The organism is Streptomyces sp. NPDC041205 (genome assembly GCF_055591765.1).
The window spans coordinates 475598-489656 of record NZ_JBVIZH010000001.1 but is presented as its reverse complement, the minus strand read 5'-3'; the positions used below and the strand labels follow the sequence as shown (position 1 = coordinate 489656).

At 71.2% G+C, this 14059-nt stretch carries 13 protein-coding genes; 8 read left to right on the top strand and 5 right to left on the bottom strand.

Going from position 1 to position 14059, the window contains the following annotated elements; translation table 11 throughout:
* The first annotated feature begins 17 nt into the window (after positions 1-17).
* From pspAA to ACZ6BG_RS02205, 3 genes are all read left to right on the top strand, one after another.
* Positions 18-296 carry a PspA-associated protein PspAA gene (gene pspAA / locus ACZ6BG_RS02215; protein ID WP_468995691.1) on the top strand — a complete coding sequence of 93 codons (279 nt, stop codon included), beginning with the start codon at positions 18-20 and terminating at the stop codon, positions 294-296.
* A 183-nt stretch (positions 297-479) separates the two neighbouring features.
* Positions 480-1736: a sensor histidine kinase gene (locus ACZ6BG_RS02210; protein ID WP_468995686.1), complete on the top strand. Its 1257-nt coding sequence runs from the start codon at positions 480-482 to the stop codon at positions 1734-1736.
* A complete protein-coding gene (locus ACZ6BG_RS02205) occupies positions 1733-2413 on the top strand; it encodes a response regulator (protein ID WP_468995682.1) in 681 nt (226 codons plus the stop codon). Before ACZ6BG_RS02210 ends, ACZ6BG_RS02205 begins: the two co-directional genes overlap by 4 nt.
* Before the next feature lie 44 nt (positions 2414-2457).
* On the opposite strand, the gene ACZ6BG_RS02200 is transcribed toward ACZ6BG_RS02205, so the two are convergent.
* Both ACZ6BG_RS02200 and nadA read right to left on the bottom strand, forming a co-directional pair.
* Positions 2458-3660: a multidrug effflux MFS transporter gene (locus ACZ6BG_RS02200; protein WP_468995679.1), complete on the bottom strand. Its 1203-nt coding sequence runs from the start codon at positions 3658-3660 to the stop codon at positions 2458-2460.
* Between the two features lie 290 nt (positions 3661-3950).
* Positions 3951-5159 (bottom strand): quinolinate synthase NadA, encoded by a 1209-nt coding sequence (gene nadA / locus ACZ6BG_RS02195; protein WP_468995675.1) that lies wholly within the window; start codon positions 5157-5159, stop codon positions 3951-3953.
* A 253-nt stretch (positions 5160-5412) separates the two neighbouring features.
* On the opposite strand from nadA, the gene ACZ6BG_RS02190 reads away from it, so the two are divergent.
* Positions 5413-5769, top strand: a complete 357-nt coding sequence (locus tag ACZ6BG_RS02190; protein WP_030360910.1) for a HesB/IscA family protein — start codon at positions 5413-5415, stop codon at positions 5767-5769.
* A 105-nt stretch (positions 5770-5874) separates the two neighbouring features.
* Here ACZ6BG_RS02190 and ACZ6BG_RS02185 read toward each other — a convergent pair whose 3' ends face one another.
* Positions 5875-7464, bottom strand: a complete 1590-nt coding sequence (locus tag ACZ6BG_RS02185) for a hypothetical protein (RefSeq protein ID WP_468997848.1) — start codon at positions 7462-7464, stop codon at positions 5875-5877.
* A gap of 223 nt (positions 7465-7687) precedes the next feature.
* Positions 7688-7915: a hypothetical protein gene (locus ACZ6BG_RS02180; RefSeq protein ID WP_468995665.1), complete on the bottom strand. Its 228-nt coding sequence runs from the start codon at positions 7913-7915 to the stop codon at positions 7688-7690.
* Between the two features lie 133 nt (positions 7916-8048).
* On the opposite strand from ACZ6BG_RS02180, the gene ACZ6BG_RS02175 reads away from it, so the two are divergent.
* The gene (locus ACZ6BG_RS02175) at positions 8049-9023 is read left to right on the top strand and encodes a carbohydrate kinase family protein (protein WP_468995658.1); all 975 of its coding nucleotides are present in this window, start codon (positions 8049-8051) and stop codon (positions 9021-9023) included.
* Positions 9024-9112: 89 nt separating this feature from the next.
* On the opposite strand, the gene ACZ6BG_RS02170 is transcribed toward ACZ6BG_RS02175, so the two are convergent.
* Positions 9113-10501 (bottom strand): aminotransferase class V-fold PLP-dependent enzyme, encoded by a 1389-nt coding sequence (locus ACZ6BG_RS02170; protein ID WP_468995650.1) that lies wholly within the window; start codon positions 10499-10501, stop codon positions 9113-9115.
* A 349-nt stretch (positions 10502-10850) separates the two neighbouring features.
* On the opposite strand from ACZ6BG_RS02170, the gene ctaC reads away from it, so the two are divergent.
* Genes ctaC through ACZ6BG_RS02155 form a run of 3 tightly spaced genes read left to right on the top strand, consistent with a single transcriptional unit; the run spans position 10851 to position 13941 of the window.
* Positions 10851-11813 carry an aa3-type cytochrome oxidase subunit II gene (gene ctaC, locus ACZ6BG_RS02165; RefSeq protein WP_030360905.1) on the top strand — a complete coding sequence of 321 codons (963 nt, stop codon included), beginning with the start codon at positions 10851-10853 and terminating at the stop codon, positions 11811-11813.
* The gene (gene ctaD, locus ACZ6BG_RS02160; protein ID WP_468449188.1) at positions 11810-13546 is read left to right on the top strand and encodes an aa3-type cytochrome oxidase subunit I; all 1737 of its coding nucleotides are present in this window, start codon (positions 11810-11812) and stop codon (positions 13544-13546) included. The genes ctaC and ctaD overlap by 4 nt, the downstream gene beginning before the upstream one ends.
* Positions 13543-13941, top strand: a complete 399-nt coding sequence (locus tag ACZ6BG_RS02155) for a cytochrome c oxidase subunit 4 (RefSeq protein ID WP_468995642.1) — start codon at positions 13543-13545, stop codon at positions 13939-13941. Before ctaD ends, ACZ6BG_RS02155 begins: the two co-directional genes overlap by 4 nt.
* The last annotated feature ends 118 nt before the right edge of the window (positions 13942-14059 follow it).

Below are 14059 nucleotides of genomic sequence, written 5' to 3'. Positions count from 1 at the left end.
CGTCCGAGGAGGGCGTCATGATCGTACGGATCATGGGGGAGGGACAGGTGAAGCTGGCCGACAGCCACTTCGCCGAGTTGAACAAGCTGGACGACGAGCTGCTCGATGAGATGGAGAGCGGCGACGAGCCCGGCTTCCGCAGGACGCTGCACGCGCTCCTGGACAAGGTGCGCGAGCTGGGCGAGCCACTGCCCGACGACGCCCTCGAACCGTCCGAGCTGATCCTCCCGGCGCCCGACGCGACCTTGGACGAGGTCCGCGAGATGCTCTCCGACGACGGACTCATCCCGGGCTAGCCCCGGGGTGGTCGGAGGGCCGGGACCAGGACCGCTCGAGCGCCGGGCGACGGCCGGTCCGCGGGTGCCGCGCGGCGCGCCCCGCCCGGGAGGCACCGGGCGCGTCAACGAGGCGCGTCAACGCCCGCCCGGGGAACCCCCTTTCCGTTCCCTCCGTCTGAGCGGGCCCGTACCGTTTAGTACGTGACCAACTTTGAACGGTGCCGCGGCTGGGCCAGAACGCACCCGTTGGCCGTCGACGCGATCCTCGCCGCCGTCGCCCTCGTCTGCATGGTCATCGGCTCCTTCGCCGAGCCCTACGGGGAGCACGGCTCCACCTGGAACGTCCACGCCCCGGGCAGTCTGAGCCTCACCCTCATGGGAGCGGGCGCCGCCACCCTGGTCTTCCGCCGCCGCGCCCCCTGGACCGTGCTCGCGGCCAGCTGCGGCTTCTCCATCGTGGAACTGGTGACCAGCGGTCCGCGCGCCCCGGTCGTGATGTGCGCCGTCATCGCCCTGTACACGGTCGCCGCCACCACCAACCGCCCCACCACCTGGCGCATCGGCCTGGTCACCATGACGGGCCTGACCGGCGTCGCCATGCTGGCGGGCCCGCTGCCCTGGTACGCGCAGGAGAACCTCGGCATCTTCGCCTGGACCGGCATGGCCGCGGCCGCCGGTGACGCCGTCCGCAGCCGCCGCGCCTTCATCGATGCCATCAGGGAGCGGGCCGAGCGCGCCGAACGCACCCGCGAGGAGGAGGCCCGGCGCCGGGTGGCGGAGGAGCGGCTGCGCATCGCCCGCGACCTGCACGACGTGGTCGCCCACCACATCGCCCTGGTCAATGTGCAGGCCGGGGTCGCGGCGCACGTCATGGACAAGCGGCCCGACCAGGCCAAGGAGGCGCTCGCGCACGTCCGCGACGCCAGCCGCTCCGCGCTCGGCGAACTGCGCGCCACCGTCGGCCTGTTGCGCCAGACCGGCGACCCGGAGGCCCCCACCGAACCGGCGCCGGGCCTCGGCCGCCTCGACGACCTCGTCGACACCTTCCGCAACGCGGGCCTGCCCGTGGAGGTGGCCCGCGGCGACGCCGACCTGAAGCCCCCGGCCGCCGTCGACCTGGCCGCGTACCGCATCATCCAGGAAGCCCTCACCAATGTGCAGAAGCACGCGGGGGAGCACGCCAAGGCGGAGGTCAGCGTCGTGCGCGTGGGGACGAACCTGGAGATCACCGTCGTGGACGACGGCGCGGGTGAGGACACCCCGGCCGCCGACGACCCGGACCGCGGCGGCGGGCACGGACTCCTCGGCATGCGCGAGCGCGTGAGTGCCCTCGGCGGGAGGTGCAGCGCGGGGCCCCGCTACGGAGGTGGTTTCCGGGTACATGCGATCCTGCCCGTCACGACCGCGAAACAGGGCGACCGGGGTCAGACCCCGGTCAAGGGAGGGACTACCGCGTGACGATCCGGGTGCTGCTCGCCGACGACCAGGCGCTGTTGCGCAGCGCGTTCAAGGTCCTCGTCGACTCCGAGCCCGACATGGAGGTCGTCGGCGAGGCCTCCGACGGCGCGCAGGCGGCGCGGCTCGCGAAGTCCGAGTCGGCCGACGTCGTCCTGATGGACATCCGCATGCCCGGCACCGACGGCCTGGCCGCGACCCGGATGATCAGCGACGACCCGGCCATGTCCCACGTACGTGTGGTGATGCTGACCACCTTCGAGGTCGACGAGTACGTCGTGCAGTCGCTGCGGGCGGGGGCGTCGGGCTTCCTGGGCAAGGGCGCGGAGCCGGACGAACTGCTCGGCGCCATCCGGATCGCGGCGGCGGGCGAGGCGCTGCTCTCGCCCACGGCGACGAAGGGCCTGATCGCCAGGTTCCTCGCGCAGGGCGAGGGCTCCGACGGGGACGCGCCCGCCCGCAGCGAGCGCCTGGACGCGCTCACCGGACGGGAGCGGGAGGTCCTGGTGCAGGTCGCGGGCGGCCACTCGAACGACGAGATCGCCGAACGCCTGGAGGTCAGCCCGCTCACGGTGAAGACCCATGTGAACCGCGCGATGGCCAAGCTGGGCGCCCGCGACCGGGCCCAACTCGTCGTCATCGCCTACGAGTCGGGTCTGGTGCGGCCGCGGGGGGACTGAGCAGGGCCTGTACGACCTCGGGGCGCGTGCCGCGGCCGGGCACCTCACCCGCCCGCTTCCGCCCCCTCGCCCGCCCGCGCCACCGCAGCCCCCCGAGTCAGCCGCAGCGCCGCCACCGCGAGCCCGCCGCACACCGTCATCCCCACGAACAGCGGCACCGCCGTGTGCTCGCCGCCGAGGCCGACCAGCGGCGCCACCACCGCGCCCAGCGCGCTCTGGGCCGTGCCGAGGAGCGCGGAGCCGGTGCCGGACGCCCCCGGGACCCGGGCGATCGCCAGCGCCGCCGCGTTCGCGACCACAAGGCCGAGCCCGCCGCACACCACCGCCATCAGCGCCAGGCAGGCCACCGCGCCGAGGAGCCCGGCCACGGTCACGGCGAGCAGCGTGCCCGTACCGGCGAACATGGCGAGCAGCCCGGTGCGCAGCAGTGCTTCAGGGGCGACCCGCCCGACGAGGCGGGCCCCCACCGCGCTGGACGCCGTGACGACCACGGCCCCGCCGGAGAACGCCACCGACGAGACGCCGACACCCATCCCGAGGACGTTCTGGAGCAGGAACGGCGACCCGGCGATGTAGCAGAAGAGCACCCCGAAGCCGAAGGTGAAGGCCAGGGTGTACCCGACGTACGCCCGGTCGCCCAGGACCTCGCGCACGGCGGCGGCGAGCCGCCCCGCGCCGCCCGCCCGCCGCCGCTCCTTCGGCAGGCTCTCCGGCACCGCCACCAGCACGCCGAGCGCCACCACCAGGGCGACCCCGGCGAGCACCCGGAACACCCCGCGCCAGCCGCCGGCCCCGATCACGGCGCCGCCCGCGAGCGGCGCGAGGACCGGCGCCGTCCCGGCGAGCGTCATCAGGATCCCGAACATCCGTGCCGCCGCGGCCCCTTGGGCCACGTCGGTCACCACGGCCCGGCTGATCACGACCCCCGCGGCCCCGCCGAACCCGGTCACGAACCGCAGCGCCACCAGCCACCCCAGGGACGGCGCGACCGCGCACAGGGCGGTGCCCACGGCGCACACGAAGGCCCCCACGAGCAGCGGCCGGCGCCGCCCGTACCGGTCGGAGAGCGCCCCGAACACCAGATGCCCGGCCGTCATCCCGACCAGGAACGCGGTGAGCGTGAGCTGCACCCCGGACGCATCCGTGCCGAACTCCTCGGCCATGCGCGGGAAGGCGGGCAGATACATGTCGGTCGACAGCGGACCGACGAAGGACAGCAGCGCGAGCGCAGCGGTGAGCGAGGGCATGGCGAGGAAGACCCTTCAGGGACGGAGAGGACCGAGAGGATGAAGGGGGCTGAAGGGGCCGAGAGGACGGCGAGAAGGCGGGCGCGAGCGTGCGCGGCCTCGCCGACGGCGGGCTGCTGGAGCGCGGGAAGGACCCGGACGAAGGGCGGGAGTCGCTGCTTGAACCGACCTCAAGGCGGAGCAGGGGCAAATGGCCCTGGTCGAGAACGCCCGGGTGCTGAAGCAGCGTAGGACGCGGTAAGGGGCGTCCGCAATGGCGGACGCCCCTTACCGGGCGGGAGCGGGGACGGCTACGGCAGCGCCAGCATCCGCTCCAGGGCGAGCTTCGCGAACTGCTCGGTCTCGCGGTCGACCTCGATGCGGTTGACGAGCTTGCCGTCGGCGAGGGACTCCAGGGTCCACACCAGGTGCGGCAGGTCGATGCGGTTCATGGTCGAGCAGAAGCAGACCGTCTTGTCGAGGAAGACGATCTCCTTGTCCTCGGCGGCGAACCGGTTCGCGAGGCGCCGTACGAGGTTCAGCTCGGTGCCTATCGCCCACTTCGAGCCGGCCGGGGCCGCCTCCAGGGTCTTGATGATGTGCTCGGTCGAGCCGACGTAGTCCGCCGCGGCCACGACCTCGTGCTTGCACTCCGGGTGGACGAGGACGTTCACGCCGGGGATGCGGGCCCGCACGTCCTCGACCGACTCCAGCGAGAAGCGTCCGTGCACCGAGCAGTGCCCGCGCCACAGGATCATCTTCGCGTTCCGCAACTGCTCGGCGGTGAGGCCGCCGTTCGGCTTGTGCGGGTTGTAGACGACGCAGTCCTCCAGGGACATGCCCATGTCGCGCACGGCGGTGTTGCGGCCGAGGTGCTGGTCGGGCAGGAAGAGGACCTTGCCCGTCGTGGCGTCGACCTGCTCGAAGGCCCACTCCAGGGCCCGCTTCGCGTTCGACGACGTACAGATCGTGCCGCCGTGCTTGCCCGTGAACGCCTTGATGTCGGCGGAGGAGTTCATGTACGAGACGGGGATCACCTGCTCGGCGATGCCGGCCTCGGTCAGCACGTCCCAGCACTCGGCGACCTGCTCGGCCGTCGCCATGTCGGCCATCGAGCAGCCCGCGGCCAGGTCCGGCAGCACCACCTTCTGCTCGTCGCCGGTCAGGATGTCCGCGGACTCGGCCATGAAGTGCACACCGCAGAAGACGATGTACTCGGCCTCCGGGCGGGCGGCCGCGTCCCGGGCCAGCTTGAAGGAGTCGCCGGTGACGTCGGCGAACTGGATGACCTCGTCGCGCTGGTAGTGGTGGCCGAGCACGAAGACCTTGTCGCCGAGCCGCTCCTTGGCGGCGCGGGCGCGCTCCACCAGGCCGGGGTCCGAGGGCGAGGGCAGGTCGCCGGGGCACTCCACGCCGCGCTCGCTGCGGGGGTCGGCCTCGCGGCCGAGCAGCAGCAGGGCGAGCGGGGTCGGCTGTACGTCGAGCTCGGAGCGGTCCACGGTGGGCTGGGCGGTGGTCACGACACACACCCTTTCTTCTGTGATGGACACGGCCTGGGCCGCGTCCGAAGTGGGCCGGAGGTCGGCACCACGAATCCTTTTCGTCGATTTGACGCTATCTATCATAACTGCTTCACGTCAGTTTGACGATGGCCATAGTGTCGATGTGACGCATCCCCCGTGGGTGCCCGTGTGCGAGCATGGGAATGAACACGCGGCTCCGCCGGTTGCAACCGTCGGCAAGCAGTCTCCGTACAACCCGGGAGAGAAGCAGATGTCCGTATCGGACGAGACCACCACCGTGAGCGACGGCATCCTCCTGTCCGACGCCGCCGCGGAGAAGGTCAAGGCCCTCCTTGACCAGGAAGGCCGGGACGACCTGGCGCTGCGCGTGGCCGTTCAGCCCGGTGGCTGCTCGGGCCTGCGGTACCAGCTCTTCTTCGACGAGCGCTCGCTCGACGGCGACGTCGTCAAGGAGTTCGGCAGCGTGAAGGTCGTCACCGACCGCATGAGCGCTCCGTACCTGGGCGGCGCCTCCATCGACTTCGTCGACACCATCGAGAAGCAGGGCTTCACGATCGACAACCCGAACGCCACCGGCTCCTGCGCCTGCGGCGACTCGTTCAGCTAAGCCGGTCCGCGCCCGCCCCGCGCGGGCGGCGACCAGGCAGAGCGGTACGAAGGCGGCGGTTCCCCTCAGGGGGAGCCGCCGCCTTCGTCGTGCCCGGCGCGGGCGCTACTTCCGGGGTGCCGGAGTCCCGGTGTGCGTGCCGTCGTCGCGCGGCACCGCCGTGCCGCCCTCGGCCACGACCTTCCGGTCGCCGAGCGGCGCGTCCAGCTTCACCGACAGGACGTAGGCCTGCGCCATGGCGACGCACACCGTGCCCTTCTTCGTGGTCGAGGTGACCTTCACCTCGACCTGCCCGCCGCGCTCCCGCGCCGAGGCCGCGAACGTGCTGCACACCCCGTCCGTGAAGTGCAGGGTCAGGGTCCGGCCCGCCGCGCTGTAGCTGTCGACCTTCACGTCCTCGGTGCGGGTGTCCGGGTCGCCGGGCCGGACGGTCGGCCCCTGCGAGGGACCGACGGTGCCGGACTCACCCGGCGCCCGCAGGTACTTCGGGTCCACCGCGGGGTGCGTCACCGTGTAGGCGTCCGGCGCGCCCGCGGGCTTCACCTCGAACAGCCACGACGGCACGAGCGCGGTGCGCCCGTCCACGAACTGCGCCGCGAGCCCGAACTCGGCGTCCTCGACCGCGATCGGCCGCGGCGTCGGCGGCTTGGGGGAGGGCGGGCACGGAGCGTCCTTGCCGGGGGCGGGTTCGCCCGGCGCCACACCGTCGGCGCCCTGGCCCTGCGGCGCGTCGCCGCCGTCCGCGCCCCGCCCCTGCCGCGTATCGCCGCCGTCCGCGTGCGGCACCGGCCGCGCGCAGCCGCCGATGCCCCCGCGCCCGTCGCCCCTGCCGGACTTGTTCAACAGGTCGAGGGCCTTGTCCGCGCCCACGACCGGGTACGTCGCGCCCTTCTCCGGCTCGGTCAAGTGACCGCTGCCGCCGACCACTTGGCCGTCGGCCCCGACCTGGACACCCGTCGACCAGCCGTACGTCGGCAGGCCGCCCACCTCGGGGTCGGCGTTCACCACCCGCACCGCCCCCATGAGCTGGCGCGCGTCGAGCTTCGCGTCGTCCAGGCCGACGGCCTTCAGGACGGGGGCGGCCGCCTTCTTCGCGGCGGCCTCGCTGACGGCGCCGCCGGAGTCGTCGGCCGGACGGCGGTCGGGGGTCCCGGTGCCCGTGCTCGAATCCGGGCCGGGGCCCGTGCCCGGACACCGCTTGCCCTTCAGGCAGTTGTCGCCGCCCGGGGCCGCGTGCCGCGTGTACGTCCAGGTGCCCGGCGCCGCCTTGCTCACCCGCAGCGAGGGGCCCGCGCCGTCGTTCGACGGGCCGATCCACCAGGCACTGTCACGGGTGACCGGGGTGCCCGAGACGCCGAGGGCCTTCGCGAGCCGCTCCACCCGGTCCCGGGGAACATCCCCGCGCACCCGGTGCACGGCCGCCGAGTCCGGCCCGTCGGGCAGCTCGCCCACGGCCTTGTACGTCGCGCCGCTCGGGTCGGGCTCGCCCGGCGCGATCCCTTCGGTGCCGCCGTCGGGGCCCTGGCTGCTCCGGCCGTCGCGGTCGCCCGTGTACGCGTCGAGGGTGAGCGGAGGCGGCGCGCCACCGTCACCCGTCGCCGAGTCGCGGCCCCCGTCGGAGTCGGACGACACCGTCGCCAGATACGCCCCGCCGCCGCCCGCGAGCAGCACCGCGGCCGCGACCGAGGCGACCATCAGCGGTGACCGCCGCCGTTGTCCGTCCTGCGTCTGCTCGCTGCTCACCGCATCGCTCCTTAGAACGCCCAGCCGTCCCTGGTCGCCGAAACCCCACCCATGGGGTTTCGGCGTACATCGCATCCCCTCTGAAGGGGACAGCGGTGGGACGCGGCGGGGGAGCGCACGGTTCCCTCAGTGCGCGCCGGGCGGCGCGGGCGGCGTCAGGGCCCTTGCTCCGGTCTCAGTTGCCGTACTCCGACATGCGGTCGATGACGCGGGCGGACGCGGCCGGGACCGTGACCCCGTGGATCAGCGACGGCGGCACGGGCGCGGCCGCCACGGCGGGCACCACCCAGTGCGGGGCCATGCGGGCGCAGTCGCCGCGCAGCGTTTCCAGGGTCTCGGCGCGCGACACCTCCACGACTTCGGCGGTGTGCTGCGGGACGCTGTGCTTCGGGATGACGGCCATACCGGAACCGTATGCACCGCTACGGCGAAGAAGAAAGACCTACTATTGGGTATTTTTGGCCAGTTCAATGATGGGTGGTTGACCGGATAGCGTTAACCGTCAACCCCTCGCCTCGCCGCAGGAGCTCTCAGCCGTGCGAATCGCAGTCACCGGCTCCATCGCCACCGACCACCTCATGACCTTCCCCGGCCGTTTCGCCGATCAGCTGGTCGCCGATCAGCTGCACACGGTCTCCCTCTCCTTCCTGGTCGATGCCCTAGACGTCCGCCGCGGCGGCGTCGCCGCGAACATCTGCTTCGGCATGGGCCAGCTCGGCACCGGCCCCGTCATCGTCGGCGCCGCCGGCGCCGACTTCGACGAGTACCGCGCCTGGCTCGACCGGCACGGGGTGGACACCGCCTCGGTCCGCATCTCCGAGACCCTGCACACCGCCCGCTTCGTGTGCACCACGGACGCCGACCACAACCAGATCGGCTCCTTCTACACCGGGGCGATGAGCGAGGCCCGCCTCATCGAGCTGAAGACGGTCGCCGACCGCGTCGGCGGCCTCGACCTGGTCCTGATCGGCGCCGACGACCCGGAGGCCATGCTCCGCCACACGGAGGAGTGCCGCACCCGCGAGATCCCGTTCGCCGCGGACTTCTCCCAGCAGATCGCCCGCATGAGCGGCGACGACATCCGCACCCTCCTCGAGGGCGCGACGTACCTCTTCTCCAACGAGTACGAGAAGGGGCTCATCGAGTCCAAGACCGGCTGGACCGACGCCGAGATCCTGGCCAAGGTCGGCCACCGCGTGACCACCCTCGGCGCGAACGGCGTGCGCATCGAGGCCGTCGGCGAGGACCCGATCGAGGTCGGCGTGCCCGAGGAGAAGGCCAAGGCCGACCCGACGGGTGTCGGCGACGCCTTCCGCGCCGGGTTCCTCTCCGGCCTGGCCTGGGGCGTCTCGCACGAGCGCGCCGCCCAGGTCGGCTGCATGCTCGCCACCCTGGTGATCGAGACCACCGGCACCCAGGAGTACGAGTTGCACCGCGTCCAGTTCATGGAGCGCTTCACCAAGCAGTACGGCGACGAGGCCGCCGCCGAGGTCAAGGCCCACCTGCCGTAACCGTGCCGCCGGGTGCGGGCGCCGACCAGCCCCGCACCCGGCCGCACCGCGACCCCTCACGGGCCGCCTCCCGTGGCCCGCCGCCCCGGCTACACCAGCCGCCGCACCTCGTACGCCACCCCGGCCGCCCCGTCAGGCCGCTCCCGTGCCCCCACGTACTCCTGCCGCCGCGTCCAGCACCACGCCGGGATGTCCACGGCCGCGACCTCGTCGTCCGACAGGACGGTGACCGTGCCGCCGACCCGGACCCGGGGCAGCGCCTTCGCCAGCTCGATCACGGGCAGCGGGCAGCGCTCGCCCAGGGCGTCGACGGTCAGCTCGTCCAGCGTGCCCACGGCGGTCTCCCCGACCGGCGCGCCCAGCTTCTCGCGCACCCCGGCCACGGCGCCGGGCAGCACCTCGAGGAAGCGCTCGACCTCGGCGGCCTCGGTGCCCGGCGGCAGCGACACCCTCACATTGCCCTCGCTCACCACACCCATCGCCGTGAGCACATGGCTCGGCGTCAGCGTGCTGCTCGTACAGGACGAGCCGGACGACACCGAGAAGCCCGCCCGGTCCAGCTCGTGCAGCAGCGCCTCCCCGTCGACATAGAGACAGGAGAAGGTGACGAGGTGCGGAAGGCGTCGCACCGGATCGCCGACGACCTCCACATCCGGCACCAGTGCCGGCACCCGCGCCCGGATCCGCTCCGTCAGCTCCCGCAGCCGCGCCGCCTCCGCCACCGCCTCGGCCCGCACGGCCCGCAGCGCCGCCGCGGCCGCCACGATCGCCGGAATGTTCTCGAAGCCGGGGGAGCGCCCCGACTCCCGCTCGTCCACCGGCCCCCGCGGTGCGAACCGCACCCCCTTGCGCACCACGAGCAGCCCGACCCCGGCGGGCCCGCCCCACTTGTGCGCACTGGCGGCGAGCAGCGACCAGTCGCCGTCCACCGCGCCCCACGGCAGCGACTGCGCCGCGTCCACGAGCAGCGGCACCCCGGCGGCCCGGCAGACGTCGGCGACCTCGGCCACCGGCTGCTCGGTGCCGACCTCGTGGTTGGCGGACTGCAGACACGCAAGCGCCGTGTCCTCGCGCAGGGCGTCCGCGTACGCCGCCGCCGTGACCGCGCCCGCCCGGTCCACGCCGACCTCGGTCACCGCCCCGCCCGCCTGCTCGTGCGCCGCGGCCGAATGGAGTACGGCCGAATGTTCGACGGCGGACACCGCCAGATGCCGCCCCACCCGCCGCCGCCCGGCGAGGGCACCCGCGATGCCGTCGTACAGCGCCCGCGTTCCCGAAGGCGTGAACACCAACTCGTCCGTCCGGCACCCCACCGCCTCAGCGGCCGCCTCCCGCGCGGCGTCAAGCAACATCCGGGCCCGCCGCCCCTCCCGGTACAGCCGCGCCGGATCGGCCCACCCCTCGTCGAGAGAGGCCATCAGCGCCTGCCGGGCAACGGGATGAAGAGGAGCGGCGGAGGCAACGTCGAAGTAGGACACACGGCAACGCTAAGACGTGGCCCGAGGAATCCGCTCCGCAGGGGGCGTGCCCCGTAGGGGCGCGGGGAACTGCGCGACCGGCCACAGCGGACCCGCGGCCGCCGCGCCCCCGGTGGACCCGAGTCAAAAGGCGCCCCAACCCTCCGTCAGATACCGGCCGACGGAGGGGCATCCCACCTCTTCAGAGTGACCTGCGGCGCGTTAGGCACCCTCCCCGCGCGACCCCAAATAGCGTCCAGTAGGGTTTGGTCCGCATAAACATCCAAACCCCTGCCCGACGCAGGGCGGCGACCGACCACCGAGAAGGCCGCAGCCAACAGCGCGGGCGAGACTCTCGGGAAGGCGCTACGTGAGTCCCAACGGCTCCGACCGCTCGCCGCGGCGCCCGATGCGGCGGAAGCTGCTGCAGGCATTGACTGCGGGCCTGGTCCTGGTAACCGCCACCGGTTGCACATACAAGGACTTTCCCCGCCTTGGTATGCCGACCCCGGTCACGGAGGAGGCTCCGCGGATCCTCTCCCTCTGGCAGGGCTCGTGGGCGGCTGCGCTCGCCACGGGCGTGCTGGTCTGGGGCCTGATCGTGTGGAGCATCATCTTCCACCGGCGCAGCCGCACCAAGGTGGAGGTCCCTCCGCAGACGCGTTACAACATGCCCATCGAGGCGCTGTACACGGTGGTCCCGCTCATCATCGTCTCGGTGCTCTTCTACTTCACGGCACGCGATGAGTCCAAGCTCCTCAAGCTCGACGACAAGCCCGCCCACACCATCAACGTGGTCGGCTTCCAGTGGAGCTGGGGCTTCAACTACATCGAGAACGTGAAGGGCTCCAACAAGGACAACGCCAGGACCGCCAAGGAACTGGACGCCATTCCGGACCGGTTCCGCAAGGACTTCCCGGCCAACGCCGGCGGCGTCTACCAGGTCGGTACGCCCGGCGAGCGGAACCCGCAGAACGGCAACCCCGGCCCGACCCTCTGGCTCCCCAAGGGCGAGAAGGTCCGCTTCGTACTGACTTCGCGTGACGTCATCCACTCCTTCTGGGTGGTTCCGTTCCTGATGAAGCAGGACGTCATCCCGGGTCACACCAACGCCTTCGAGGTCACTCCGAACAAGGAGGGCACCTTCATGGGCAAGTGCGCCGAGCTCTGCGGCGTCGACCACTCCCGGATGCTCTTCAACGTCAAGGTCGTCTCTCCCGAGCGCTACCAGAAGCACCTCGAGGACCTCGCGAAGAAGAACCAGACCGGTTACATCCCGGCCGGCATCGAGCAGACGGGCCACGAGAAGAACCGGGAGACGAACAACCTGTGAGCATCCTCAACGAACCCCAGGGTGCCGCGGCAGCAGCCGACTCGTACGAGGACGAGCTGCCGGTCAGGCGCAAGCAGCCGGGAAACGTCGTCATCAAGTGGCTGACCACCACTGACCACAAGACGATCGGCACGCTCTATCTGGTCACGTCGTTCGCGTTCTTCTGCATCGGCGGCGTCATGGCGCTCTTCATGCGCGCCGAGCTGGCCCGCCCCGGCACGCAGATCATGTCGAACGAGCAGTTCAACCAGGCGTTCACGATGCACGGCACGATCATGCTGCTGATGTTCGCGACGCCGCTGTTCGCGGGCTTCGCGAACTGGATCATGCCGCTCCAGATCGGCGCGCCCGACGTCGCGTTCCCGCGCCTGAACATGTTCGCCTACTGGCTGTACCTGTTCGGCTCGCTGATCGCCGTCGGCGGCTTCCTCACCCCGAACGGCGCCGCGGACTTCGGCTGGTTCGCCTACTCGCCGCTCTCGGACGCGGTCCGGTCGCCCGGCATCGGCGCCGACATGTGGATCATGGGTCTGGCCTTCTCCGGCTTCGGCACGATCCTCGGCTCGGTCAACTTCATCACCACCATCATCTGCATGCGCGCCCCCGGCATGACGATGTTCCGCATGCCGATCTTCGTGTGGAACGTGCTGCTGACCGCCGTGCTGGTGCTGCTCGCCTTCCCGGTCCTGGCCGCCGCGCTGTTCGCCCTGGAGGCGGACCGTAAATTCGGTGCCCATATCTTCGACGCGGCCAATGGCGGGGCCTTGCTATGGCAACACCTCTTCTGGTTCTTCGGCCATCCAGAGGTGTACATCATCGCCCTGCCATTCTTCGGAATCATTTCCGAAGTCATCCCGGTCTTCTCCCGCAAGCCGATGTTCGGCTACATGGGTCTCATCGGCGCGACCATCGCCATCGCCGGCCTTTCGGTGACGGTGTGGGCGCACCACATGTACGTCACAGGCGGCGTACTCCTACCGTTCTTCTCCTTCATGACGTTCCTGATCGCCGTGCCAACAGGCGTGAAGTTCTTCAACTGGATCGGAACGATGTGGAAGGGGTCCCTGTCCTTCGAGACCCCGATGCTCTGGGCGATCGGCTTCCTGATCACCTTCACCTTCGGTGGTCTGACGGGCGTCATCCTGGCCTCGCCGCCGATGGACTTCCACGTGTCGGACTCGTACTTCGTCGTCGCGCACTTCCACTACGTCGTCTTCGGCACCGTGGTGTTCGCGATGTTCGCCGGATTCCACTTCTGGTGGCCGAAGTTCACGGGCAAGATGCTGGACGAGCGGCTCGGCAAGATCACGTTCTGGACGCTGTTCATCGGCTTCCACGGCACGTTCCTCGTCCAGCACTGGCTGGGCGCCGAGGGCATGCCGCGCCGGTACGCGGACTACCTGGACGCGGACGGCTTCACCGCCCTGAACACGATCTCGACGATCGCCTCGTTCCTGCTCGGCCTGTCGATCCTGCCGTTCTTCTACAACATCTGGAAGACGGCCAAGTACGGCAAGAAGATCGAGGTCGACGACCCGTGGGGCTACGGCCGCTCGCTGGAGTGGGCGACGTCCTGCCCGCCGCCGCGGCACAACTTCCTCACGCTGCCGCGCATCCGTAGCGAATCCCCGGCGTTCGACCTGCACCACCCGGAGATCGCCGCACTCGACCAGCTCGAGAACGCCGGTCACGGCGAGAAGGCGCTCGCTGGCAACAAGGAGGCCGGCAAGTGAAGATCCAGGGCAAGATGTTCATCTGGCTGAGCGTCTTCGTACTGGCCATGGCGATCGTCTATGGCTGGTGGTCGAAGGAGCCCGCCGGTACCACCGCGCTCTTCCTGGCCTTCGGCCTGTGCATCATGATCGGCTACTACCTGGCCTTCACGGCCCGGCGTGTCGACGCCTCCGCACAGGACAACACCGAGGCCGACGTCGCGGACGAGGCCGGCGAGGTGGGCTTCTTCAGCCCGCACAGCTGGCAGCCGCTCTCCCTGGCCATCGGTGGCGCGCTCGCCTTCATGGGCGTCGTCTTCGGCTGGTGGCTGCTGTACTTCTCCGCTCCGCTGCTCCTCATCGGACTGTGGGGCTGGGTCTTCGAGTACTACCGCGGCGAGAACCAGAACCAGTAGCTCTCCCGCACCAGCGGTCCCGAGGGGCCCGGACACTCCGTCAGGAGCGTCCGGGCCCCTCGGCCGTTCGCCCACTCGGCCTTTCGGGGGAACTCGTACGGGTCACTCGGCGCGCCGG